Source organism: Aliivibrio fischeri ATCC 7744 = JCM 18803 = DSM 507, assembly GCF_023983475.1.
Lineage (GTDB): Bacteria > Pseudomonadota > Gammaproteobacteria > Enterobacterales > Vibrionaceae > Aliivibrio > Aliivibrio fischeri.
On sequence record NZ_CP092712.1, the window covers coordinates 898146 to 924126 of the forward strand.

The following is a 25981-nucleotide window of genomic DNA, read 5'->3' on the forward strand; positions in this document are numbered from 1 at the left end:
TATGACAATCGAAATTCTGGTTCCAGATTTACCTGAATCTGTAGCAGACGCTACTGTAGCAACATGGCATAAACAGCCTGGTGATGCAGTTGAGCGTGATGAAATACTTGTAGACATTGAAACGGACAAAGTGGTTCTTGAAGTACCAGCGCCAGAAGCAGGAGTACTAGAAGCCATTTTAGAAGATGAAGGTGCAACGGTTCTTTCTAAACAACTTCTTGCGCGCATTAAGCCAGGTGCTGTTGTTGGTGAGCCAACGACTGATGTAACAACGGCAACTGAATCATCTCCTGATAAACGTCATACAGCGTCTTTATCAGAAGAAAGCAATGATGCATTAAGTCCAGCGGTTCGTCGTCTATTAGGTGAGCATGATATTGCTCCATCTGATGTGAAAGGCACAGGTGTTGGTGGTCGCATTACACGTGAAGATGTTGATGCACATATTGCAGCATTGAAAGCCGCGCCAAAAGCAGAAAAAGCAGCAGATAAGCCAGCAGAAGCATTAGCTCATCGTAGCGAAAAACGTGTACCGATGACTCGCCTTCGTAAAACAGTAGCCAATCGTCTACTTGAAGCGAAGAACAGCACAGCGATGTTAACGACGTTTAATGAAGTAAACATGAAACCTATCATGGATCTTCGTAAGCAATATAAAGATCAATTTGAAGAGCGTCATGGCACACGTTTAGGCTTTATGTCTTTCTATGTGAAAGCGGTAACAGAAGCATTGAAGCGTTACCCAGAAGTGAATGCGTCAATTGATGGTGATGATATCGTTTATCATAACTACTTTGATATTAGTATGGCAGTTTCAACTCCTCGTGGGTTAGTTACTCCTGTACTGAAAGATTGCGATACGCTTGGATTTGCTGATATTGAAAAAGGCATTAAAGAGCTAGCAATTAAAGGTCGTGACGGTAAATTAGCAGTAGAAGATTTAATGGGCGGAAACTTTACCATTACTAATGGTGGCGTGTTTGGTTCATTAATGTCGACGCCTATTATCAATCCACCTCAAGCTGCAATTTTAGGTATGCATAAAATCCAAGATCGTCCTATGGCGGTTGATGGTAAGGTAGAAATTTTACCAATGATGTATCTAGCATTGTCTTACGATCACCGTTTAATTGATGGTCGTGAATCAGTAGGTTTCTTAGTAACCATTAAAGAGTTACTTGAAGATCCTGCTCGTTTATTACTAGATGTTTAAATATAACTCTTAGTAACAAACAAAGGCTGCCATGCTCACGGCAGCCTCTTATTCAACTTCATTATTGGATAAAAAATAGAAAGAGACCTTAGAGCCTCTTAGGACATTAAAAATTCCCATAAAAGGGAATAACATAAAATGGATAGAACATAATGAACTTACATGAATATCAAGCAAAGCAGCTCTTTGCAGAATTTGGCCTTCCTGTACCCGAGGGTTATGCTTGCGATACACCTCAAGAAGCTTTTGAAGCTGCAGGCCGTATTAGCACGGCGAAAAAAGTAGTTAAGTGTCAAGTACACGCTGGTGGCCGTGGTAAAGCGGGCGGTGTTGAACTGCATGACACAAAAGAAGGCGTTAAAGAATTTGCACAAAAATGGCTAGGTAAAAATCTAGTTACTTTCCAAACTGATGCCAACGGCCAACCTGTATCAAAAATTTTAGTCGAAGAAGCATCAAATATTGCGAATGAATTGTACTTAGGTGCAGTTGTCGATCGTGCATCACAGCGTATTGTATTTATGGCATCGACTGAAGGTGGCGTTGATATTGAAAAAATTGCTGAAGAAACACCAGAACTGATACATAAAGCGGCGATCGATCCTCTTGTTGGTCCTCAAGCATACCAAGGTCGTGAACTGGCATTTAAATTGGGTTTAGAAGGCGATCAAATTAAGCAGTTTGTTAAAATCTTCATGGGCTTAGGTAATATGTTTGCTCAGTACGATTTAGCGCTTCTTGAAATCAACCCATTAGTGGTTACTGCTGAAGGTAGCCTTCTATGTCTTGATGGCAAAATCAACATTGATTCAAATGCGATGTACCGTCAACCTAAGCTTCGTGAAATGCACGATCCATCTCAAGAGGATGAGCGTGAAGCGCATGCTGCTCAGTGGGAATTAAACTACGTAGCACTTGATGGCAGCATTGGCTGTATGGTTAATGGTGCGGGTCTTGCGATGGGTACGATGGATATCGTAAATCTACACGGTGGCCAACCAGCTAACTTCCTTGATGTAGGTGGTGGTGCAACAAAAGAGCGTGTAACTGAAGCGTTCAAAATTATTTTATCAGACAGTAATGTTAAAGCGGTTCTCGTAAACATCTTTGGTGGTATTGTTCGTTGTGATCTAATTGCAGATGGCATCATTGGTGCTGTTGAAGAAGTGGGTGTTGAAGTTCCTGTTGTTGTTCGCCTTGAAGGTAACAACGCACCACTAGGTTCACAAAAACTGGCTGAAAGTGGCCTAAATATCATTGCGGCTACTTCATTAACTGAAGCGGCTGAAAAAGTTGTTGCTGCAGCGGAGGGCAAATAATGTCTGTACTAATTAATAAAGATACAAAAGTTATCTGCCAAGGTTTTACTGGTGGTCAAGGTACGTTCCACTCAGAGCAAGCCATTGATTATGGAACGCAAATGGTTGGTGGTGTATCACCAGGCAAAGGCGGTCAAGTTCATCTTGGTCTTCCTGTATTTAACACGGTTCGTGATGCAGTTGAAGCAACTGGTGCTACGGCTTCAGTGATTTATGTACCTGCACCTTTCTGTAAAGATGCAATCCTTGAAGCAATCGATGCGGGCATTAAGCTTATCGTAACGATTACAGAAGGCATTCCAACACTTGATCTTTTAGACGTTAAAGTTCGTTTAGATGCCGAAGGCGTAGTGATGATTGGTCCTAACTGCCCAGGTGTTATTACTCCTGATGAATGTAAGATTGGTATCATGCCGGGTCACATTCATAAGAAAGGTAAAGTAGGTATTGTTTCTCGCTCTGGTACATTAACGTATGAAGCGGTTAAGCAGACAACTGACGAAGGCTTTGGCCAATCAACGTGTGTTGGTATTGGTGGTGATCCAATTCCAGGTTCAAACTTTATTGATATTCTAAAACTGTTCCAAGAAGATCCAGAAACAGAAGCAATCGTAATGATTGGTGAGATCGGTGGTACAGCAGAAGAAGAAGCGGCTGCATATATTAAAGCGAATGTAACTAAACCTGTGGTTTCTTATATTGCAGGTGTTACTGCGCCTCCTGGTAAACGTATGGGCCATGCTGGTGCCATTATCTCTGGTGGTAAAGGTACGGCAGAAGATAAGTTTGCAGCGCTAGAAGAAGCGGGCGTTAAGACAGTAAAAAGTCTTGCAGACATCGGTAAAGCACTAAGAGAAGTGACTGGTTGGTAATAAGTTAAACCAATACATGAATAACTCAGAAGCCATTTATAGAAATATGAATGGCTTTTTTAATATGTGACATTATGACATGTTTAGTTACATTTGGAGTGGTGAAAAAGAGTACAGGATTAAGATAACTATTTGATAAGATTCGGCGCTTTTTCTTTCTACGACTCTTATTTATATTACTCAAAGAATGAATAGCACGATTATTAATGGTTATTTTTATTTGAGACCTTTTATGCAATTTAATACAAAATCTAAGTATTTTATTATCTATGTAATTTTTTCGGCTGCAATGTTTGGTTCCATTATTATGGGGGCATACAACGTACGATTCACTTTAGAAACCAATAACGTAACACGTTTAGAAAACTTGCTAACCAATGCGAAAAACACCATTGCTACATTAGAAGAAAAAGTCGCAACAGGTGAATTGTCAGAAATTGAAGCTAAGCGTCTTGCAAGTGAATTGATGCAAAGTTATGCCTATTCCGATAATGAATATATTTGGATGACGGATGAAAAGTTAAACTTTTTAGCTGCGCCATTAGATCCTCAAATTATAGGTAAGCATTTCTCAGATATTGTTAGTAAAGAAGCAGAAACTCATATTATTAATAATTTAACCGTAGCTGGGCAAGTGATTACTTATTCATGGTTTACGACTCGTGAAAATGTCACAACAGAAGTGAAATCAATAGCAGTAAAAACAAAACTGTGGAATTGGTATTTAGGTAGTGGTGTTCAAGAGAAAAAAGTAAACGATACGTTTAAAGCATTCTTGTTTGAAGGGTTAACAATTGGTGTTGTTGTTAATCTGTTTATTGGATTAGTGATGTTTTTTGCGGTTCGAAAATACAACAAAACCTTAGGGAATGAGCCCGATGTCATTCTTAATGTTATTGACCGTATTTCTCGTGGCGATCTAAGTCACTTACCTGAAAAATCAATTGAAAATGTTGGTATCTATGGCCGCATTCTTGATATGGCCTCAAATATCAAAGATCTAGTTAATGATATAACGGTATTAACAAAAGAGTTAAGTGACTCATCTCATCATCTATCGGCTTCATCTCAAACAATGAATGTTAATGTGAAAACACAAACAGAACAGTTAGAACAAGCTGCTGTTGCCACAGATCAAATAGTTGTTAGTGTTAATGAAGTAACGAAAAGTGCTGTTCAAGCTACGGATTCAGCTCTGACCGTAAATAGTACATCAGCAGATTGCATTAGCACTATCGGTGACATGAATAATGATATGCAACAACTGGCTGGAAATATTAAAGGTGTGGCTGGAGTTATCGGTAATTTACAAGTTGAAACCGAAAACATTGGCAGTATTTTAGATGTTATTCGAGGTATTGCCGATCAAACAAATTTACTGGCATTAAATGCTGCGATTGAAGCTGCACGTGCCGGTGAAAGTGGTCGTGGTTTTGCTGTTGTCGCTGATGAAGTTCGTTTACTGGCGAGTCGAACTCAAGACAGTACTGCTCAAATATCAGAAATGATTGCAGGCTTACAAGATGAAGCGGTTAAATCAGTGAACCTAATGCAAAGTAATTCAGACGAAGCGCACACAATTGCTGAAAAAACAGTGGTAGCTCAAAATACAGTGAACTCTATCTTTGAATCTGTTTCTGTAATACAAACCATGAACAGCCAAATATCAGCATCAACAGAAGAGCAATTAGTTGCAACAACGAACGTAAATCAGTTAATCACTGATATTAATATGTTTGCAAAAGATAATTTAACGGATGTGGAGTCAACAGCACAACAAGCTGAAAAACTTGGCTCCATGGCAGATGATTTAACAAGTATTGTAAATCGATTTAAATTATAAAAATAAAAAGAGCAAGACGAAATCGTCTTGCTCTTTTTGTATGACTTCAATCAGGATGCACCGTTGGTTAAATCTTTATGTAAATCGGTATATTTTAACCTTTTACTTTTTTTAGCTGACTGAGCATAAATATCGCAGCACCAGAAACAACAACAGATGGGCCTGCAGGAGTATCATAATGCCAAGATAAGGCCAACCCAGCCATTACTGCTACGCACCCGAATATAGATGCAAATACAACCATTTGTTCAGGTGAACGAGAAAATCGACGAGCGGTAGCAGCAGGGATAATTAATAAAGAAGTAATAATTAACGCTCCCACAAACTTCATTGCAATGGCAATAACTAATCCAACCATCAACATTAAGACTAAACGCATTAATTCAACGTTAACCCCTTCAACTTGAGCCAACTCTTCACTGATTGTTGAAGACAGTAATGGTTTCCAAACAATAAAAATCAATCCTAATATAATAATGACGCCTGAATAGATATATAAAAGGTCATCATAAGTTACCGCTAATAAATCACCGAATAAATATGACATTAAATCCACACGAACATTATCTAAAAAGCTGACAGCAACTAAACCTAGAGAAAGTGAACTATGCGCTAAAATGCCCAATAGGGTATCGGTAGCAACAAGACGTTGCTTTTGTAATGTCACCAGTAATACAGCGATAGCAACACAGCAAATAACCAAAGCTAAATTTAGATTGATATCAAATAAGAAACCTAAAGATAAGCCGAGTAAAGAGGCGTGAGCTAATGTATCACCAAAATAAGCCATTTTACGCCAAACAACGAATGAACCTAATGGACCTGCCAATAAAGCGATGCCTAATCCAGCGAGTAAAGCAGGAAGTAAAAATTCAATCATTGGTGTGCCTTTTTATTTTTGCTGCAGCATGAACCATCACTTGGTTCTCCAGAAAGATCATGATTGTGATGATGTTCATGATGGTAAAACGCAAGTTGTTGATCTCGTTGTTGTCCAAACAGGGCAATATACTTTGGGTGTTTTGAAATGGATTCAGGAGCCCCTGAACAGCAAATATGATGCTGAAGGCAAATGACTTCATCTGTTTTTGCCATCACTAAATGTAAGTCGTGCGACACCATAAATACGGCACAGTTAAAACGGTGTCGAATAGATTCAATTAATGCATATAAACTGATTTGTCCTTGTACGTCGACACCTTGTGCAGGTTCATCTAGAACGAGTAAATCAGGGCGTTGTAATAATGCTCGCGCTAATAACACACGTTGCGATTCTCCGCCAGAGAGTTTATGCATATTGGAATTTAAAAGATGCTCTGCTTCAACAAGCTTTAAAGCACTAAGATGCTCCTGCTGGCTGTACTTACCGGCTAGTTTTAGAAAACCATGAACTGACAAAGGAAGCGAGTCGTTTAAATGCAATTTCTGAGGAACATAACCAATACGCAGTTTTTTTTCTTTTTTGATGGTTCCGCTTGTTGGTTTTTGTAGACCTAGGATAGTTTTTACTAATGTCGACTTTCCTGCGCCATTAGGGCCAATCAAAGTAATGATCTTATTTGATTCAATAGAAAGAGAGACATTATCGATGACATGACGGTCATCAAAGACAACACAAACATCTTGTAAAGTGAGTAAAGTGGTCATTTTTAAATAAGAGTCGTTTGCAATTAGTAAGTGTTATAATGTAACATTTTAAAAATCCAATCGCTATCACATTTTTTAAGAGACAAAAATGACGAAAAGAATTCAATTCATATTGCTGTGTATATGTACCTTTTGGGGAGTAAATGCACAAGCAATGAGCGTATTATCTTCAGTAAAGCCGATTAATCTTATTGTACAGGAATTAACAGCAGGTGTAGCGACATCGTCATATTTAGTTCCAAGCGGCGCATCTCCTCATGATTACGCATTACGCCCATCAGATATGAAAAAAATTAAGAACGCAGATACCATAGTTTGGTATGGAAATGATCTTGAACCTTTCCTTAGTAAAGTTCTAGAAAATAAAAAGAACATCATCACAGTAAGCCAATTTCCTTCTGTTGAATTTTATCATTTTGATAAGCACGATGAAGATGAGCACGCTCATGAAGGGCACCATCATCACAATACAGACCCTCATTTTTGGTTAGGTCCGAAAGAAACTTTGGGCGTCGCAAAAGAGATAACCAAGCAACTGATTAAAATTGATCCATTGAATAAAGATCAATATCAGTCTAACCTTGCACAGTTTGAAAAAAAGTTAACACAGGTAGTGAAAACGATTTCAACTCAATTAGCCCCAGTGAAGAGTAAAGGTTACTTTGTTTTTCATGATGCATATGGCTATTTTGAGCGTTATTTTGATATGAATAACTTAGGGCACTTTACGGTGAGTCCGGATAGAAAACCGGGTGCAAAAACATTGATAAAAATAAAAAAATCACTGGTTTCTCAGCAAGCAGTATGTGTTTTTTCTGAACCTCAATTTGAGCCAGCAATCGTAATAACGATAACTCGCGGTACTGATGTTCATAAAGGTGAATTAGATCCTTTAGCCATACAGCAAGATGAAGTTCCGGGTGCTTATTTTAATTTCTTATTAACCATCAGTAACGAGCTAGAAAGTTGTCTAAATCAATGAAGTATAAAGAAGTATTAGCAGCTCGAATTAATTCACTATCGAAAAGGCATAAGCTTGTTTTAATGTCTTTGTCTCTTTTTACGGTAGTCGTTTTTATTTGGGAACCGACACATAGTATTACTCAAAGTCTTTCGGAACCATCTCGAAGCACTGTGACATTGTCGAGTGAGAATCTACAAACACTAGCAGATCAGAATAGTGAACCTGTAGAAACGATTTTTGATCCTAATGATCCAGAATTTAATGCCCCTAAAGATGAATTAGATAAGCACATTAATGCTGAAGATATCGTTCATTCACATACCGTTGATGCGGGTGAAACGTTAGGCGCTATTTTTAATCAATACGCATTATCTATTTCAGATATGTATGCACTTCTTGATGTAAATAAATCAGCGGCGAATATGCGAGTTGGTGTTGATCTTGAGTGGCAGCAAGATGAAGATGGAAAATTAACCGAGTTAAAAATCCATCGAAACATTAAAGATACGGATGTGTATGCTTGGAATGGTGAAAAATATACTTTCACTCAGATTGAAGAGAAGGGTGAGATAAAACCCGTATTCCTTTCAGGTAGAGTAACAAGTAATTTTTATAATTCAGCACGTTCAGCTGGGTTAACGCCTGGTCAAATCCAAACACTTGCAAAACAGCTCCAGTGGAAATTTGATTTTGGTAAAGAAGCTCGTAAAGGGGATCGATTTGCCGTTGAAATTGATAAAGAGTTTATCGATGGGAAAGCCGTTTCATCTGGTGATGTAAAGGCGGTGCTATACAAAAATGCAGGTCGTGATATCACACTAATTAAACACACTGATGGACATTATTATGATGTTCAAGGTCGTAGTTTAAATCGAGCATTAGAGCGTTTTCCTACTCATCAACGCTACAGAATTAGTTCACCGTTTAATCCGTATCGTAAGCACCCTGTAACAGGAAGGATTTCTCCTCATAACGGTACCGATTTTGCTGCACCTGTGGGCACGTCGGTGTATGCCACGGGTGATGGGGTGGTTGTAAGAGCATTACACCATCCATTGGCTGGTAATTATATTATTATTAAACATGGTCGTGAATATATGACTCGCTATCTTCATTTAAGTAAGATCTTAGTGAAGAAAGGGCAAAAAGTATCAATGGGAGACAAGATAGCGCTAAGTGGTAATACAGGCCGTTCAACAGGGCCTCACTTGCACTATGAACTAATTAAAAATGGTCGAGCAGTTAATGCTATGAAGGTACCTTTACCTCAGGCATCTCCAGTGAAAAGTGATGAGCGAGCTCGTTTTAAACAACAAGCTAAGCTAACGATTGAGGCACTGCAAGAGCAGGTCTAACTGTTCAGATAAACATAATTATATAAAGCCCTGCATATATTAATATGACAGGGCTTTTTTATATCCTTTATCTATGCATTGATTGCTATATAGACGGAGTTTTTCTATGATGTTGATACCCATTCTCTTTTCATTCTAAGGCGAGTAGATGCTTTTCTTCAGAATACTTACTTTAAGTATTTTTCTCTTTTTCTCTACTTTCACTTTATCACAATCTGAAAGCTCAATTTTTTACCCAATGCCAATTCATACTGATGGTCAATATATTACCGCTCAGCAACTGTTTATGAGAGAAGATGGTGCGGTATGGATGTATGACATCTATGGTCAACTTCATCTATTTGATGGTGAAAATATTTTTACTATAGGTGAAAAGAGCGATAGAACCTTGCCAAGAAAAATAGCGTATTTTAATGGCGAATTTTGGTTTATTAAAAAAGGAAGTATTCACGCTTGGTCTAAAAAAACAGGAATGAATGAAGTTTATAAGATGCCAAAAGGAACTAGCATCATAGAAATGAATCAGCAGAATGGTATGTTCTGGGGCAATGATACCGATAGTTTTTTTGTTTATGACCCAAAGAAAAAACGTTATTACTCATCTAATATCAATGAAGTAAATACCAGTGCTATTTTAGATGAAATTACGATAACTGGTGCTATATATGTTGATAATCGCTGGCTCGTTTCCACATCGGAGGGGGTTTTTGAGTTTGATATAGCAACAGAAAGTTATACACCTCTTTATCTTGGACAATATATAGATGCCATTTTTTACTCTAAATATACTGATAAGATATTTTTAGGGACTCATGGCAGTATTTGGTCATCAGAACTTCATGATCATGAATTAATCATTAATAAAAAAATATTAATTAATTCATCATTACTTTCATTTGCAGAAACAGAAAGCTACTTTTGGTTTGGGACGAGTGATGGGTTATATAAATGGAATATTTTAAATAACAAAATAGACCATTTTACTGCGGTTGTTCGTGATGACTACTCTTTAGAAGGTAATAAGGTTTATTCCGTTATTGCTGATCATAATAATGGCCTTTGGGTTGCCACTGATAATGGTGTGAGCTATTACTCGGACAGCAATCGATTATTTTCGCGTTTACGTTATAAAGACGTAAACGGATTACTGAATATCAGTGAAATTAATGCGATTACTCAAACATCAGAAAACGATGCGTGGTTGGGCACATCGTCAGGTCTATTATTGATAAACACGGATAACTTATATCAACCAATCGTTACCATAAGTAAGCATTCGATCAATGATCTTACTCATGGAGATCAGTTTGTATGGGCTGCAACGGATAAAGGTATACTGCAAGTCGATCCACTGTTAAAAAATACCTATATACCTAAAGGTCTTAAACCCGTAGAAGATGAAAGTATCGATCATTTACTATTAAGTGATGATGGTATGTTATGGTTTTCCAGTTCTTATGGTTTGTATAAGTACGACATTCATCAAGATAAATTAGTAAATCTAGGGTTCTCTTGGGCCTTGGATCAGAAGCATTCAATACAAATAACGCACATCTATCAAAATAAGAACAGTCAAATATCCATAGGGACAAATGTTGGTTTATATCGATATGAAAATGGGGCGTTAACCTTTGATTATGCCTATGTTCATGCTGGCAGTATTTTAGATATGGTAGATACTGAATATGGAAACTCATGGATTGTCAGTAACTATGGGTTGCAGATCAGTAATAGTAACGGGATAAGAACGGATATCTCATTACCAACAGAATACACCACACCACATTGTGTATTATCCAGCGATAATGGTGTTTGGCTATCATCAAGTAAAGGGCTCTCTTTATATACCCATCGTGGACGAATCGTAAAGCATTTTGGAACTCAAAGTGGACTTATCAATAATGAATTACTTCCTGATCTTTGTTCAATATCCCCAAATGGCGTAATGCTATTTGCAAGTAAAGATGGGGTTATCGTTGCTCATGAGCAGGAGTTAATCGAATACCATCGTCCCAAACCTCACGTAGTATTAGGTCAAATTAAAATTGATTCTGAAATTGTAAATTATGGAGGAGAGAAAAAGTTAACCAAGCAAGTTCCTTATGGGGCGAATATATCGTTTTTGTTCGGTGTGCTTCCTGAGTTCAATAATAAGTCGCTTTCTTTTCAACTGTTAGGTTCGAATGATGAAGCATGGCAAGATTTTGATGGTAGCTTATTAATCTTTGATTCATTGCAATCAGGTAAGTATGAATTGCGTATAAAACCACGAAATAATGGCCAGCGAAGAAGTCTTGTGACTGAGGTTGAGTTTTATGTTGAAGTCCCGTGGTTTTTTGCTCCTTGGTTTATCTTCTTTTTATTTAGTTTAGTGAGTGCAATCTTAATGGGCATTTACTATTGGCGATCTAAAGAAATTAAGAAAAGTAATGAGAAGCTGAAAAAAAGTGTTGAAATCAAAACGAAGCAATTAAGTAATCAAGGTAAAGCGTTAATCTCAAGCAACCGACAATTACAAAAGCTTCTTACTGTTCGTCAGCATGTTATTTCTGAAATGGCAGAACAAGCGAGACAGCCAATAAAAGACATTCAAGCAAATCTACAAAAGAAAGGGTTACTTACCAACCTTGCTTTGGCGAATCAATGTGAACACAGTTTGCAATTATTAGAGCAACTGACTCATATTGAACCTTTTGTTACGTTGCAAAAGAATAAGAGAACCAATCAAGTTTTAGCTCCTTTACTTAGTGCGGCATTAAAAAGCTGGAAAGATGAATACCATACAAAAGGGGTTGATCTTATCCTTGAAGACAATTCACAAGGCGTTTCTATCTTTGTTCAACCGCTATTGATCGATGCCATTTTTAATAATGTATTATTTAGTTTATTAAAACGAAGTCAATCAGGTGAGGTGGTAACGATACGTATTCAGTGTGATGGCGCACGAGTGGCTGCTTACTTTTTGAGTGAAGGTGCTGAGATATCAGTAACTGAGTTAGATGAATTAGGAAGAGTAGATTTATCACAAACAATTGAAGTGATTAATCAAGCATTAGGCCTCCCAGCAGTTAAATTACTCACAGTTCAAAATGGTGGGCATTTTGAAATAGTTAAGAATATGTCTGGCTCTAATGAGCTGCAATTTTCGTGGCCAATTGCTATCGATGAATTTATTACGCCTCAAGTACCAGAGGTTCATTCTAAAGATAAAGACAGTGATGAGCAGAAACAACACCAAGAATGGTTATTAAAAGTCTACCAACTTATTGAAGATAATTACTCTCTGGCGTCTTTTGGTACGAGTGCGGCAGCAAAAGCTCTGTTTATATCGGAACGAAATCTACAACGGAAATTTAAGCAATTAACTCAGCGTTCTTTTATGGAATATTTAATTGATACACGATTAGAAAAAGCGTGTGAACTGCTTATCTCTGGTCAGAAAGTTGCAGATGCTGCTTTTGAATCAGGTTTTAATGATCCTTCTTATTTTAGTAAGCGTTTTAAGCGTCATTATGGTTTGTCACCAACACAGTTTGTGACTGAGAATGAAGAATAGTACGTAACTGAAACGATATAAGATATTTAAAAGAAAATAAGTGATGTATACAATGAAACTTGGTCGATAAATATAGGTAACGTGTTGAATGCTTGGGGTTCAATATGAGGTATTTAATCGGATGGGTATTTTCATAAAGAAAAAAAAGATCGTGACGTAGCCGGGGGGACTACGTCACGGGCGCCAAAGACGCCTTCGCTTGCTGCCGAAGTAACAAGATACTTCTTGTTACTTCTATTAGAATAAAAGTTGAGAGGTCTCCCTCTCGATGTAATTAACTATAATCGCCCCTCCTTTTTTTACATATCAAAATAACGACAATCTATTGGTACAAAAACGACATTCATATAATTTTATGCTTATCTATTTGTTTTTAAATGATATTTTTTTGTTTGTCGTTTTTGTTATGTTTTTAATTATTTTAACGTTATTTATTTATGGTATTAAATTGACGTAATTGACGTGGTTTTGGAAGCAATGTCATATATCTTATTTTACGATTAACAAAAGGGTATTTGATGTTTTTTGTCAATTTACTGAAAAAAATTGATTTAGCGCAAGAAAAAAGTAACTGTTAGTTATAAAATGAAACGAAATAATAATGATTCTCACTATCGTGGAGCTTGAGATGAACCTAGCGCAATTAGAGAGCGGCAAAAAAGCTGTAGTAACAGACATGTCTTTGTTACCAACCGACACAAGAAAGAAGTTAATGGTAATGGGTATGTTGCCTCATACTGAAATTGCGATTTTACGAAAAGCTCCAATGGGAGACCCATTACAGATTAGCGTGAGAGGCACTTCTCTTGCTATCCGAAAGAATTTAGCTGAACAAATTACAGTTAAGGAATTATAAAATGCAGTATCAAGTATTAACTGTAGGTAACCCAAATAGCGGTAAAACAACGCTGTTTAATGGATTAACTGGCGCAAAGCAACAGGTCGGTAACTGGGCGGGTGTTACAGTTGAAAAGAAAACCGGTAAATATACGTGTTCTGGTGATGAGTTTTTACTCACTGACTTACCAGGTATCTATGCATTAGACAGTGGTAATGACGTAAACAGTTTGGATGAAACTATTGCGTCACGAGCTGTGTTAACTCATGCTGCGGATGTGATTATTAATGTTGTTGATGCTTCTTGTTTAGAACGTAGCTTATACATGACATTACAACTTCGTGAGTTGGGGCGCCCAATGATCGTTGTTTTAAATAAAATGGATGTGCTTAAGCGTCAACGTCAAATTTTAGATGTAAAAGGGTTAGAAAAAGTTCTGGGTTGCCCTGTATTGTCTTTATCGGCAAATGATAAAAACCAAGTTCATAAATTCAAAGAGAAGTTACATAAGTCAATTGCTCAAGGCATTAAAATGATGCCACTTGAACTTACTTATGGTGATGATGTTGAAGCTGCAATTAAAGAAGCATCGCCATTATTCTCGAGTGAATATGCATCTAGTCGCTCACTGGCAATTCGTGCTTTAGAAAACGATGCTTTAGTGCTTAATACTCTAGAAGCGGATAAGCGAAATCAAGTAGCTAATATTACTAATGTACTTAATACAAATGTTGAAGCTGATTTTCATATTGCTGATTGTCGTTACACTTTCCTACATCAATTATGTCAGCAATTACGTCGTCAAGAAGGTCGATTAAGCCACAGTGTTAGTGAGAAAATTGACCAATTTATTCTAAATAAGTGGATTGGTGTTCCTTTCTTCTTTTTCGTCATGTATTTAATGTTCATGTTCTCTATCAACATTGGTAGTGCATTTATTGATTTTTTTGATATCGGTGTTGGCGCACTTCTTGTTGATGGCGGCCATTATTTATTAGATGGGCATTTACCTGTTTGGTTAGTGACATTAATTGCTGATGGTGTCGGTGGTGGTATTCAAACCGTAGCAACCTTCATTCCTGTTATCGCTTGTCTATACTTGTTCCTTTCTTTACTAGAAAGTTCTGGTTATATGGCTCGTGCTGCATTTGTACTTGATAAAGTGATGCAAAAGATTGGATTACCAGGTAAAGCATTTGTACCACTTGTACTTGGCTTTGGTTGTAACGTTCCAGCTATCATGGCTACTCGTACTTTAGAACAAGAGCGTGAGCGTAAATTGGCAGCGTCAATGGCTCCATTTATGTCATGTGGTGCTCGTTTACCTGTATATGCATTGTTTGCTGCTGCTTTCTTCCCTGAAAATGGTCAAAACGTTGTATTTGGTTTGTACTTTTTCGGTATTTTAGCTGCAGTATTTACTGGTTTGTTACTGAAACATACGATTTATCCAGGGCGTAGTGATTCGTTCATCATGGAAATTCCTGATTACGAATTCCCAACTATGCGTAACATCATGATCAAAACATGGCAGAAACTAAAACGTTTTGTACTTGGTGCAGGTAAAACCATTGTTGTTGTTGTAACACTATTAAGCTTCTTTAACTCATTAGGTATGGATGGTTCATTCGGTAACGAAGACAGTGAAAACTCTGTGCTATCAAAAGCAGCTCAAGTGGTTACTCCAGTGCTTGCACCAATTGGTATTCAAAAAGATAACTGGCCAGCAACAGTAGGTATTATCACAGGTATCTTTGCTAAAGAGGCCGTTGTTGGTACGTTAAATAGCTTATATGCCGATCCTGCGGGCGATGATGCTGAGTTTGATTTAATGGCTAGCTTAAATGAAGCAGTAATGTCTATTCCAGATAACCTATCAGGATTAAGCTACTCAGATCCACTAGGTGTTGAAGTGGGTGACTTAACCGATATTGAAGCGGTAGCAGAAGAGCAAGGCGTTGAGAATTCAATCTTTGGTAATCTACAAGCTCACTTTGTAACAAGTGCAAGCGCAATGGCTTACTTAATCTTCATCCTGCTTTACACTCCATGTGTCGCTGCGATGGGAGCATACATGCGTGAATTTGGTCGTAAGTACTCGTACTTTATTGCTGGATGGACAATGCTACTTGCTTATGTTTCAGCAACACTGTATTACCAAATTGCTCACTTCTCAGCAGCACCGATGACAAGTGCTATGTGGATAGCTATTTCACTTATTATTATGTTAGTGACTTACCTAGTACTAAAACGTAAAGGTCAAGAAGCTCAAGAACAGCAGGCAGCACTAGTATGATTTTAACCGAACTTAAGCAGTATATTGACGAACAAGGCCGTGTAGAGCGTATTGCATTAGCAAAGAAATTCAGCATGAGTGAAGATGGTGTTGATGCAATGCTTGAGCTTTGGGTAAAAAAAGGAAAGTTAACTCGTGAACTCGCTGGATGTGAGAAAACACAATGTTGCCAAGAGGCAGAGCGTGTGTGGTATCGCCCAGTGTATCAAAACGAGTTAATGACCACTTACATACGATAGTCGCTTAACTTAGAGTAAAGTGATAAATAAAAACGAGAGCCAACTGGTTCTCGTTTTTTTTATGAGAGAAAGAGGTGAGGGGCGAGAATTTAGGGATTAGATAAGAGCAGAAGAAAGTTGCGATAAACGTTATGATTTTACTTTCATTTATAGATATTTATTACTAAGTTCTAGTCGAGAGAAGGTAGCTCTTGCTCTTACTCCGCCCTAGTCCCTACCTCTTGAACGTTCTGTTCGCTCTTACCTCGCCCCTAATCACTCGTCCTTAGTCCCTAGTCTCTAGCTCTTAAAAGTTCTATTCGCTCTTACCTCGCTCCTAATTACTCGCCTCTAGTCCCTATCTCATAAACACAAAAAAAGACACGCAACTTTCATCGCGTGTCTTCTTATTTTCATTAACTACACTCTATTTCTAGAGCATGAAATTAGTTAATTACTTTTTCTTCAGCTTGTGCAGCTTGATCCGCTTGGATAGCTGTTAGTGCTACTGTGTATACGATATCGTCAACTAGAGCACCACGAGACAAGTCATTTACTGGCTTGCGCATGCCTTGAAGCATTGGACCGATAGATACTAGATCTGCAGAACGTTGAACCGCTTTGTACGTTGTGTTACCAGTGTTTAGGTCTGGGAATACAAATACAGTTGCTTTACCAGCTACAGGAGAGTTAGGTGCTTTAGAAGCAGCTACGTTTTCCATGATTGCAGCATCGTACTGTAGAGGACCGTCGATCATTAGATCAGGACGTTTCTCTTGAGCGATCTTAGTTGCTTCACGTACTTTATCAACGTCTGCACCCTTGCCAGATTCACCAGTAGAGTAAGAGATCATTGCAACACGTGGGTCGATACCAAATGCCGCTGCAGAATCAGCAGATTGGATAGCGATTTCAGCAAGTTGCTCAGCTGTTGGATCAGGGTTGATCGCACAGTCACCGTATACAAGAACTTGATCAGGCAGAAGCATGAAGAAGATTGAAGATACGATAGAAGCATCAGGAGCTGTTTTGATGATTTGGAATGGAGGAACGATAGTGTTTGCTGTGGTATGAACCGCACCAGACACAAGACCGTCAACTTCACCCGCTTCAAGCATCATAGTACCAAGGAATACTGAATCTTGTAGTTTTTCACGAGCCACAACTTCAGTCATGCCTTTCGCGCCACGTAGCTCAACTAAACGAGCAACGTAGTTTTCACGTACAGAATCAGAATCGATGATCTCAACTCCAGCACCAAGTTCAACACCTTGTTGCGCTGCAACACGACGGATTTCTTCAGGGTTACCTAAAAGAACACAAGTCGCGATACCACGCTCAGCACAGATAGCCGCAGCTTTAACTGTACGAGGCTCATCACCTTCAGGAAGAACGATACGTTTAGCCGCTTTACGAGCAAATTCAGTTAACTGGTAACGGAATGCTGGTGGACTTAGACGACGGATACCTTCAGTACCTTCAGATAGAGAGTCAATCCAAGGGCCATCAATGTGGCTAGCAACGTGCTCGTTAACAAACTCAATACGCTCTTTATCATCTGCAGGAACTTCAAGGCTGAAGCTTTGTAGATTTAGAGAAGTCTGCCAAGTGTTACCTTGTGCAGTGAAGATTGGAAGACCAGACTCTAGAGCAGGCTTACAAAGTTCAGCAATTGATTGAGGGATTTCGTAACCGCCAGTCAGTAAGATCGCGCCGATTTCTACGCCGTTCATTGCAGCAAGACATGCAGCAACGATAACGTCAGGACGGTCAGCAGAAGTTACTAATAGAGAACCTGGTTTGAAGTGCTCAATCATGTGCGGTAGAGAACGTGCACAGAAAGTGATGCTCTTAATACGACGAGTCGCAATTTCACCTTCGTTGATGATTTCAGCATTTAAGTGCTTAGCCATGTCGATAGCACGAGTAGCAATTAGGTCTACTTTCCAAGGCACACAACCAAGAACACGAATAGGACTAGAGTTGAAGATTTGCATTACTTCAAGGTTAGTCTTAGTCGTTGCATCTGCATCATCAAAGATTTCAGATAGGTCAGGGCGAGTACGACCCGCTTCATCAACAGGAGCATTTAGCTTGTTGATGATAACGCCAGCGATTTGTTTGTTCTTAGTGCCACCAAAGTTAGAACATGCTACTTCGATACGCTCTTTAAGTTGAGAAGGGTTATCTGTACCAGGAGTTGCTACAAACACAATCTCAGCACCCAGAGTTTTTGCAATTTCACCGTTTAATTGGTTAGCAAATGGGTGTTTACGAGTAGGAACTAAACCTTCGATAAGTGTCACATCAGTGTCTTGGCTGATTGACTTGTAACGCGCAACGATTTCTTCTAGAAGAACGTCAGACTGTTCGTTACGTAGCAGTTCTTCTGCACGAGAGATTGTAGTTGGTTCTGCTGCTTTGATATCGCTGCTGCTAGTCACGATTGAAGTAGTTAGATCAGGTTGATCACCACCGTGACGAGGCTGAGAGATTGGTTTGTAAAAAGAAACGCTTACGCCTTTACGTTCCATTGAACGTAATACACCCAAACTTGCGCTAGTTAGACCAACACCAGCACTGATTGGAACAAGCATAATAGTACGAGACATGGAAAATTCCTCTACACTATTGGGGCAAGAGACCTTATTGAAAAAATAAAGCCATAGAAAGAAAAAAGGCTAACCTAATGGCTAGCCTTTTAGGAGATATTACAGACCAGCTAGTTTAGCTGTGTCTTCTGCGATAACTAGCTCTTCGTTAGTAGAGATAACCATTGCAGGAATACGGCTGTTAGCAGTAGTGATAGTACCTTCACCACCGAAACGTGCTTTAAGGTTTGCTTCGCCATCAACTTCGATACCGAAGATACCTAGACGGTTAAGAACCATTTCACGGATTGGAGCAGAGTTTTCACCGATGCCGCCTGTGAAAGTGATTGCGTCTAGACGACCTTCTAGAGTTGCTGTGTAACCTGCAACGTATTTAGCTAGACGGTGACAGAATACGTCCATCGCACGTGTTGCTTCTTCTTTCTCACCGTAGTTGTCTTCAACGAAACGACAGTCAGAAGTTACTTGAGTTAGACCTTGTAGGCCAGACTCTTTAGTTAGCATGTTGTTGATTTGTTCAACAGAGTAACCTAGAGCGTCATGTAGGTGGAAAACGATAGCAGGATCGATATCACCACAACGAGTACCCATTACTAGACCTTCAAGAGGAGTAAGACCCATAGAAGTATCTACAGATTCACCGTTTTTAATTGCACATACAGATGCGCCGTTACCTAGGTGACAGTTGATGATGTTAACTTCTTCAACAGGCTTGTTTAGTAGACCAGCAACTTCACGAGTGATGAACAGGTGAGAAGTACCGTGCATGCCGTAACGACGGATGCCGTGCTCTTTGTATAGGTTGTATGGAAGAGCGTATAGGTAAGATTCTTCAGGCATAGTTTGGTGGAACGCTGTGTCAAATACAGCAACGTTTTGAAGGCCTGGGAAGTTAGCTTTAGCTGCTTCGATACCGATGATGTGAGCTGGGTTATGAAGAGGTGCAAAAGTTGCAGCGTCTTGAATACCTTTAAGTACTTCGTCAGTGATAAGTGCTGACTTAGTGAATTGCTCACCACCGTGTACGATACGGTGACCGATAGCGCCAAGGTTAGCTTTAAGCTCTGGCTTAGATGCAAGGATAGTTTCTACCATAAATGATAGAGCTTCTACGTGTGCAGCGCCTGCACCTAGTTGAGCTTCGTGCTTGCCATCAAGTTTCCACTTCATACGAGCTTCAGGAAGACCAAGACACTCAGCAAGACCAGTTAAGTGCTCTGCACCAGATTCTGCGTCAACAACCGCAAATTTAAGAGAAGAACTACCGCAGTTTAAAACTAAAACCAGCTTAGACATGTATAAATACCTATTTATTCATCAGTAATTAAAGTTATGTCGTAATGACATATCACGACAAATGTAGTCGATTAATTGAAAACAACCACATTTATCCAAAAAAATTAGCTATCCTTAGTAAGAGCATTACAGCAGTCCTTGCCGATTTATCTACTTTTAGCTTATAGTAGAACTACAGCAAAAGATAAATCAGCGCATAGGATAACGATTGTGCGCTAAGATAACAAAAATATTTTAAGATAATATTAATTCTAATCAAGTTTATTCTGTATTTTTTTGAATGATTCAACTTTTGTTTAGAAGTCCAAGGGGGCAATATGAGTGAAAACGGTTTTTTATTCCGATTTCGAGATGGTCAAACCTATATGGATACTTGGCCTGAGCGAAAAGAGTTAGCTCCGATGTTCCCTGAGCAACGAGTGATTAAAGCAACTAAGTTCGCTGTTAAAGTCATGCCAGCGGTTGCGGTTATCAGCGTATTAACGCAAATGGTTTTTAATAATACAGCAGGGTTGCCACAAGCTATCATTATTGCATTGTTTGCGATTAGTATGCCATTACAGGGTTTTTGGTGGTTAGGTAATAGATCGAATACAAAATTACCGCCAGCATTAGCGAGTTGGTATCGTGAGTTGTACCAAAAAATTATTGAATCAGGGGCCGCATTAGAGCCAATGAAGAGTCAGCCACGTTATAAAGAACTGGCGAATATTTTGAATAAAGCGTTTAAACAGTTAGATAAAACAGCTTTAGAACGTTGGTTTTAATATTTTCTTACATAAAGTATAGATAATAAAAAAGGAGCTAATTTTAGCTCCTTTTTTGATCTTTAGTTATCAACAATCTGAATGAGTATTCAGATTGTTGAAATAGGAATTACATACGCTCTAGCGTTTCAATACCTAGTAGTTCTAAGCCTTGCTTAATTGTTTTCGCTGTTAATGCAGCTAACTTCAGGCGGCTTTGCTTAACAGCGTCATCTTCGTTGTTAAGAATAGGGCACGCTTCGTAGAAGCTAGAGAATTGACCAGCAAGTTCAAATAGGTAAGCACACATTAGGTGAGGTTGACCTTCACTTGCTACTGCTTGAACCGCTTCTTCAAATTGCATTAACTTAGCAACTAACGCTTTTTCTTTCTCATCAGTGATCTTAACTTCACCTGTTAACTCATCCATAGATAAGCCAGCTTTGCTGAAGATAGAAGCTACACGAGTGTATGCATATTGCATGTAAGGCGCTGTGTTACCTTCGAACGCAAGCATGTTGTCCCAATCGAAGATGTAATCCGTAGTACGGTGCTTAGAAAGATCTGAGTACTTAACTGCAGCCATTGCAACGGTTGTAGCAATTTTTGCTTTTTCTTCAGCAGATAGATCTTTGTTTTTCTCTTCGATCAGTTTTGTTGCACGTTCTTCAGCTTCATCAAGAAGATCAGCTAGACGAACTGTACCGCCTGCACGAGTTTTAAATGGGCGACCATCTTTACCTAGCATCATACCAAATGCATGGTGTTCTAGAGATACGCTCTCAGGAACATAGCCCGCTTTACGAACGATAGTCCAAGCTTGCATTAAGTGCTGGTGTTGACGTGAATCGATGAAGTAAAGAACACGATCTGCATTCAGTTCTTCGTAACGGTATTTAGCACAAGCAATATCTGTTGTTGTGTATAGGAAGCCACCGTCACGTTTTTGAACGATAACACCCATAGGTTCGCCATCTTTGTTTTTGTATTCATCTAGGAATACAACTTGAGCGCCTTCGCTCTCAACAGCTAAACCTTGTTTTTGAAGATCAGCAACAATTGGAGCAAGCATGCTGTTGTACATGCTTTCGCCCATTACGTTATCACGAGTAAGTGATACGTTTAGACGGTCATAGTTGCGTTGGTTTTGAACCATAGTAACGTCAACAAGCTTCTTCCACATTTCTGCGCAGAACTCATCGCCGCCTTGAAGTTTAACAACATAACCACGCGCTGTTACTGCAAACTCTTCGTCTTCGTCATACAGTTTTTTAGATTCACGGTAGAAACCTTCAAGATCAGACAGCTCCATAGAAACTTCGCCTTTCTCTTTTTGGATACGCTCAAGGTTTGCGATAAGCATACCGAACTGAGTACCCCAGTCACCGATGTGGTTAGCACGAGTAACGTTATGACCTAAAAACTCAAGAGTACGAACAACAGCATCACCGATGATGGTTGAACGTAAGTGACCAACGTGCATTTCTTTAGCAACGTTTGGTGCAGAGTAGTCTGCAACGATGTTTTGTTGTTCTTCTTTAGCAACACCTAAGCGTTCGTCAGCTAATGCTGCTTCTGCTTGTTTTGCTAGAAATTCTTCTGATAAGAAAATATTGATAAAGCCAGGGCCTGCAATTTCAGTTTTGCTAGCGATGCCATCAAGATCCAAAACATCCAGTACTTTCTGAGCAAATTCTCGTGGGTTTGTACCTAGTCGCTTAGCTACGCCCATTACGCCGTTAGCTTGGTAGTCACCAAATTGTGCTTTTGCAGATTGACGTACTGCGGCAGGGCTGCCTGCTGGCGCACCGGCTGCTTCTAACGCTTGAGAAACTTTGTCGTTAATAAGTGATTGAATATTCAAAGAGGTTATCCTTCATATCGCTGTTAAACAGGAATGCTATTGCATGGAAAGCAAAATAATCGCTAATAATAGCAATAAAACAGGGGATATTTAATAGTTTCTGTTATTTTTTATTGCAACTTAGGGGCTATTTTTCGAAAGGTTCTAAACATCAAGTAAAGAGGTTGATACAATTCGGTTTCTCTTTTTTACCGTTAGGTTGCCTTCATGTCATTACTATTATTAAAACAGCAACAATTAGAGCCTCAACAACTGATTAATGCATTACCTTCATTTATGGAGAAGATCCAAGCATTACTCGATGTACTAGAGATCGATTTAACTCAATATCAAGCGGATCACATTGCACTAAGAATCAATGATCGAGACGTGGCAGAAGCAGCTCATCAAGCGTGGCTACAACAAGCAGAAGAATGGTCAAATAATGAAATTAACGGCCGTCCTATTATTGCTTTGGGTTTTAATCAAGCGTTAACTATCAACGGTTGGTCTATTGAATGTTTAGAGTTGCCATATCCAGGTGATAAAAGTTATCCGCAGCAAGGGTGGGAACATGTAGAGTGGGTTATCCCATGTGATGTGGACTCTCAAGAAGCGTTTTTGGAATATGTATTTAAAACGTTCCCATCTCTAAAAGATAAGTGGGATAACTTGGCATCTATGGGCGTTAAAGTAAAACAGAGTTGTCCATCAGGTGATGCAGAGCGTATTGCAAATTACACCGTAGCATTCAAATACCAAGGAGTGTGTATAAAGCTTCATCCTCACAGTTTAAAAGCAGTTATTGAGAGTGAACAGGCATAAGATAAGCAGGCTTTAAAAACATAAAAGGCATCCAATCTAGAGTTTGGATGCCTTTTTGATTATGGAGTGAGTAGTTATGGCTTACATAATTCAGCAACCACTTTTAATCGACGCTCTGGTTCGGCAACAAATGGATTGCTTTCATCCCAAGCATAGCCAGCTAAAATGGCGCAGATCATTTGTTTAATTTTAGGATTCGGATTTTCATGAAAAATGACATCTTGGAATGTCCCTTCATACCATCCTTCTACGTAACAACGGAATGCATTCACTCCTTTCATTAAGGTATCGGAGTAATCTTGCTGCCAATTAACGTCTTCTTGATTAAATTGCTTAATTAATAAGTCAGCAGCGAGCTCTGCCGATTTCATTGCAATCGTGACACCAGAAGAGAACACCGGGTCCAAAAATTCACCGGCATTACCCAGTAAAGCAAAGTTTTTATCAAACAGCTTACTGACATTGGCAGAATAACCCATGATTTCACCACAAGGGTTCGGGTATTCAGCTTGGTTTAACAGATGCTTAAGATTGCTTTCTTCTTCTGCAAGTTGTTTTAATGCCGTTACTTTATTTTCTGAATATGCATCAAAGAATTCAGGCTCTCCAACCACACCAAAAGAGCAGGTCCCATTACTGAATGGAATTAACCAATACCACACTTGTGTATTTGTTGGATGAACAGAAACTAAGATTTTATTTCTGTCGTAGTTTTCGTCAGAAATATTGTCTTTGATGTGTGTGAAAATAGCACGGCGTGGTGGCAGACATGAAGGCTCTTCTAATTCCAATAATTTTGGTAGAACACGACCAAAGCCACTCGCATCAAGAATGAAATCAGCTTGAATTTGGTAAGGCGTTCCGTTTTCATCCAGTACCGATAACAGAGGCTTTTCTGCATTTACATTAACGTCAGTTATCTCATGTTGATAGCGAATTTCAACGCCTTGTTTTTTTGCACAATCAGCTAAAACTTTATCAAAATTGCCACGTTGTACTTGGAATGTGGTTCCTGCGCCGTCAGTAAATTTATCGGTAAAATCAAAAGAAGTAAAAGTGTCATTATAATGAAAAGCGGCGCCATCTTTGAATTGAAAACAAGCATCTTCAACTGCTTTTAGCATGCCTGCATTTTTAATGGATTCCATGCACGCAGGTAAAAGACTTTCACCGATAGAAAAGCGAGGGAAAGTCGATTTTTCAAGAATAATGCAGTTGATATTGTGTTTGTTTAATAGTGCAGCAGCAATAGAGCCAGAAGGTCCAGCACCAATAATAGCCACTTGAGTTGTTTGTGGTGATTGCACAAGCGCTCCTTTAAAGACAAAAGCACCACTTTAGGTGTCGGTAACCTAAAGTGGTGAGGATATTATTATATTTATAGGTGATTTTTATTTAAAACAGACTTACTTAGCTCGAAGTTCAAGTAATGTATGCCCTAAACCAATATTGTCAGTTTGCTCTGCTACAGCAAATCCAGCCTCTTCAATAATTTCTAAGAAATCACTGCAACGGTAGAAACGGCTATTACCATTGGCCAAACAAGTGAAATAAAGCGATGTCGCATTTAAGCTAAATGAAGCGGCATCGTATTTTTGCGCATCCCAAAATAGCTCTAAAATATATACTTTCGCGTCAGTGGACATGGCAGCACGAACACGTTTTAAAATGCTTAAAATTTCCATTGGTGAGAAACAATCTAGGAATTGGCTCATCCACCATACGTCTGCACCTTGAGGTAATGGTAGAGTCTTATCAAGCATATTAGTAGGGTGGCCATTAATACGGTCGGCAAAACCTTGTTCTTTGGCATTTTTTAACGCCATTTCGATTTGTTGTGGAAGGTCAATGATTGTTACTTCAACATCGTTATCGTAATTACAGCATTGCAGTGCCCATTTACCTGTATTACCGCCGATATCAAACAGGCGTTTTGGTTTTTGGCTTAATACTTTTTCTAATAAGATTGGGAACGAACGGTCAGAATAGAAGTGATCAAACTTAAACCAGCTCTCTTTGGCTTTTTCTGGTAATCGAGACAAACCTTCATAAATTGTTGGCCAGTCACCTAACTCTTTTAAGCCGGCAGGTGTTCCTTCTTGAATTGCTTCAGTAAGATGCATCATAGCGGCATAACAAACATCAGCTGTAAAATCTAAGTTAGCGTTCGTCATCCCATCGTGTAATAAGAAGTGACCAAGGTTTGCAAGAACATAGTTTGGTTTATTCCAAGTAACAATGTGCGCACTTAATGCCATATCAAGTAAGACTTTCACGCCATATTCAGATACACCGGTTTCTTGCGCTAATTGCTCAGCATCTAAACCTTGATCTTGAGCTTTATCTAAAGCCGCTAGAATACCAAGATCTCTAAGCGTTCGAGCTGTATGAAAAACAATAGGAGCAAACGAAAGTTTTTGAGCTTCTGTTTTTGCTTCTAATGCGTTAAATGGGTCATTTTTATATTGAGTCACAGAGATTAACCATAGTTGAAGATGATAAAATGATCATATCAGTGGTAATGAGTGAAACTTTGTT

The 25981-nt window shown here is 38.9% G+C and carries 19 protein-coding genes; 12 read left to right on the plus strand and 7 right to left on the minus strand.

The genetic code is table 11. From position 1 onward, the window contains the following. Position 1 precedes the first annotated feature (1 nt). The 4 genes from odhB to AVFI_RS04315 all read left to right on the plus strand — a co-directional run bounded on the left by odhB (position 2) and on the right by AVFI_RS04315 (position 5247). Positions 2–1213: a 2-oxoglutarate dehydrogenase complex dihydrolipoyllysine-residue succinyltransferase gene (gene odhB, locus AVFI_RS04300; protein ID WP_005418306.1), complete on the plus strand. Its 1212-nt coding sequence runs from the start codon at positions 2–4 to the stop codon at positions 1211–1213. A gap of 152 nt (positions 1214–1365) precedes the next feature. Then, positions 1366–2532, plus strand: a complete 1167-nt coding sequence (gene sucC, locus AVFI_RS04305) for an ADP-forming succinate--CoA ligase subunit beta (protein WP_005418307.1) — start codon at positions 1366–1368, stop codon at positions 2530–2532. Continuing rightward, entirely contained in the window at positions 2532–3404 is an 873-nt protein-coding gene (gene sucD, locus AVFI_RS04310; protein WP_005418308.1) for a succinate--CoA ligase subunit alpha, read from the plus strand. Before sucC ends, sucD begins: the two co-directional genes overlap by 1 nt. 232 nt (positions 3405–3636) lie before the next feature. Continuing rightward, entirely contained in the window at positions 3637–5247 is a 1611-nt protein-coding gene (locus AVFI_RS04315; RefSeq protein ID WP_233650327.1) for a methyl-accepting chemotaxis protein, read from the plus strand. 94 nt (positions 5248–5341) lie between these two features. Here the strand turns inward: AVFI_RS04315 and znuB are convergent, their stop codons facing one another. Beyond that, positions 5342–6127: a zinc ABC transporter permease subunit ZnuB gene (znuB, locus tag AVFI_RS04320; protein ID WP_017018464.1), complete on the minus strand. Its 786-nt coding sequence runs from the start codon at positions 6125–6127 to the stop codon at positions 5342–5344. Beyond that, a complete protein-coding gene (znuC, locus tag AVFI_RS04325) occupies positions 6124–6894 on the minus strand; it encodes a zinc ABC transporter ATP-binding protein ZnuC (RefSeq protein ID WP_005418311.1) in 771 nt (256 codons plus the stop codon). The genes znuB and znuC overlap by 4 nt, the downstream gene beginning before the upstream one ends. Before the next feature lie 88 nt (positions 6895–6982). On the opposite strand from znuC, the gene znuA reads away from it, so the two are divergent. From znuA to AVFI_RS04355, 6 genes are all read left to right on the plus strand, one after another. After that, on the plus strand, positions 6983–7876 hold the full coding sequence (znuA, locus tag AVFI_RS04330; protein WP_054775281.1) for a zinc ABC transporter substrate-binding protein ZnuA: 894 nt from the start codon (positions 6983–6985) through the stop codon (positions 7874–7876). Continuing rightward, entirely contained in the window at positions 7873–9213 is a 1341-nt protein-coding gene (gene mepM, locus AVFI_RS04335; RefSeq protein WP_017018462.1) for a murein DD-endopeptidase MepM, read from the plus strand. The genes znuA and mepM overlap by 4 nt, the downstream gene beginning before the upstream one ends. Before the next feature lie 148 nt (positions 9214–9361). Next, on the plus strand, positions 9362–12769 hold the full coding sequence (locus tag AVFI_RS04340; protein ID WP_188863395.1) for a helix-turn-helix domain-containing protein: 3408 nt from the start codon (positions 9362–9364) through the stop codon (positions 12767–12769). A gap of 628 nt (positions 12770–13397) precedes the next feature. Next, a complete protein-coding gene (locus AVFI_RS04345) occupies positions 13398–13625 on the plus strand; it encodes a FeoA family protein (protein ID WP_005418316.1) in 228 nt (75 codons plus the stop codon). A 1-nt stretch (position 13626) separates the two neighbouring features. Then, on the plus strand, positions 13627–15903 hold the full coding sequence (gene feoB, locus AVFI_RS04350; protein ID WP_054775283.1) for a Fe(2+) transporter permease subunit FeoB: 2277 nt from the start codon (positions 13627–13629) through the stop codon (positions 15901–15903). Next, entirely contained in the window at positions 15900–16142 is a 243-nt protein-coding gene (locus AVFI_RS04355; RefSeq protein ID WP_005418321.1) for a FeoC-like transcriptional regulator, read from the plus strand. Before feoB ends, AVFI_RS04355 begins: the two co-directional genes overlap by 4 nt. Positions 16143–16567: 425 nt before the next feature. Here AVFI_RS04355 and pta read toward each other — a convergent pair whose 3' ends face one another. Together pta and AVFI_RS04365 are read right to left on the minus strand one after the other, a co-directional pair. After that, positions 16568–18733, minus strand: a complete 2166-nt coding sequence (gene pta / locus AVFI_RS04360) for a phosphate acetyltransferase (protein WP_005418323.1) — start codon at positions 18731–18733, stop codon at positions 16568–16570. Positions 18734–18832: 99 nt separating this feature from the next. Then, positions 18833–20029 carry an acetate kinase gene (locus tag AVFI_RS04365; RefSeq protein ID WP_012533087.1) on the minus strand — a complete coding sequence of 399 codons (1197 nt, stop codon included), beginning with the start codon at positions 20027–20029 and terminating at the stop codon, positions 18833–18835. 317 nt (positions 20030–20346) lie between these two features. Between AVFI_RS04365 and yfbV the strand changes: the two genes are divergently transcribed. Beyond that, entirely contained in the window at positions 20347–20796 is a 450-nt protein-coding gene (gene yfbV / locus AVFI_RS04370) for a terminus macrodomain insulation protein YfbV (RefSeq protein ID WP_017018457.1), read from the plus strand. Positions 20797–20905: 109 nt separating this feature from the next. Here yfbV and argS read toward each other — a convergent pair whose 3' ends face one another. After that, entirely contained in the window at positions 20906–22639 is a 1734-nt protein-coding gene (gene argS / locus AVFI_RS04375) for an arginine--tRNA ligase (RefSeq protein WP_005418328.1), read from the minus strand. A gap of 207 nt (positions 22640–22846) precedes the next feature. On the opposite strand from argS, the gene AVFI_RS04380 reads away from it, so the two are divergent. Further along, complete coding sequence (locus tag AVFI_RS04380) at positions 22847–23443, plus strand: VOC family protein (RefSeq protein WP_065596151.1); 597 nt, start codon at positions 22847–22849, stop codon at positions 23441–23443. A gap of 74 nt (positions 23444–23517) precedes the next feature. On the opposite strand, the gene AVFI_RS04385 is transcribed toward AVFI_RS04380, so the two are convergent. After that, positions 23518–24750: an NAD(P)/FAD-dependent oxidoreductase gene (locus AVFI_RS04385; protein WP_065639458.1), complete on the minus strand. Its 1233-nt coding sequence runs from the start codon at positions 24748–24750 to the stop codon at positions 23518–23520. A gap of 99 nt (positions 24751–24849) precedes the next feature. Beyond that, entirely contained in the window at positions 24850–25917 is a 1068-nt protein-coding gene (locus AVFI_RS04390; RefSeq protein ID WP_011261512.1) for a methyltransferase, read from the minus strand. Positions 25918–25981 lie beyond the last annotated feature (64 nt).

What these genes read in the sequence shown, in the direction of transcription:
- odhB (WP_005418306.1), top strand. Translation starts at nt 2, where the DNA reads ATGACAATCGAAATTCTGGTTCCAGATTTACCTGAATCTGTAGCAGAC.
- sucC (WP_005418307.1), top strand. Translation starts at nt 1,366, where the DNA reads ATGAACTTACATGAATATCAAGCAAAGCAGCTCTTTGCAGAATTTGGC.
- sucD (WP_005418308.1), top strand. Translation starts at nt 2,532, where the DNA reads ATGTCTGTACTAATTAATAAAGATACAAAAGTTATCTGCCAAGGTTTT.
- AVFI_RS04315 (WP_233650327.1), top strand. Translation starts at nt 3,637, where the DNA reads ATGCAATTTAATACAAAATCTAAGTATTTTATTATCTATGTAATTTTT.
- znuB (WP_017018464.1), bottom strand. Translation starts at nt 6,127, where the DNA reads ATGATTGAATTTTTACTTCCTGCTTTACTCGCTGGATTAGGCATCGCT.
- znuC (WP_005418311.1), bottom strand. Translation starts at nt 6,894, where the DNA reads ATGACCACTTTACTCACTTTACAAGATGTTTGTGTTGTCTTTGATGAC.
- znuA (WP_054775281.1), top strand. Translation starts at nt 6,983, where the DNA reads ATGACGAAAAGAATTCAATTCATATTGCTGTGTATATGTACCTTTTGG.
- mepM (WP_017018462.1), top strand. Translation starts at nt 7,873, where the DNA reads ATGAAGTATAAAGAAGTATTAGCAGCTCGAATTAATTCACTATCGAAA.
- AVFI_RS04340 (WP_188863395.1), top strand. Translation starts at nt 9,362, where the DNA reads ATGCTTTTCTTCAGAATACTTACTTTAAGTATTTTTCTCTTTTTCTCT.
- AVFI_RS04345 (WP_005418316.1), top strand. Translation starts at nt 13,398, where the DNA reads ATGAACCTAGCGCAATTAGAGAGCGGCAAAAAAGCTGTAGTAACAGAC.
- feoB (WP_054775283.1), top strand. Translation starts at nt 13,627, where the DNA reads ATGCAGTATCAAGTATTAACTGTAGGTAACCCAAATAGCGGTAAAACA.
- AVFI_RS04355 (WP_005418321.1), top strand. Translation starts at nt 15,900, where the DNA reads ATGATTTTAACCGAACTTAAGCAGTATATTGACGAACAAGGCCGTGTA.
- pta (WP_005418323.1), bottom strand. Translation starts at nt 18,733, where the DNA reads ATGTCTCGTACTATTATGCTTGTTCCAATCAGTGCTGGTGTTGGTCTA.
- AVFI_RS04365 (WP_012533087.1), bottom strand. Translation starts at nt 20,029, where the DNA reads ATGTCTAAGCTGGTTTTAGTTTTAAACTGCGGTAGTTCTTCTCTTAAA.
- yfbV (WP_017018457.1), top strand. Translation starts at nt 20,347, where the DNA reads ATGAGTGAAAACGGTTTTTTATTCCGATTTCGAGATGGTCAAACCTAT.
- AVFI_RS04380 (WP_065596151.1), top strand. Translation starts at nt 22,847, where the DNA reads ATGTCATTACTATTATTAAAACAGCAACAATTAGAGCCTCAACAACTG.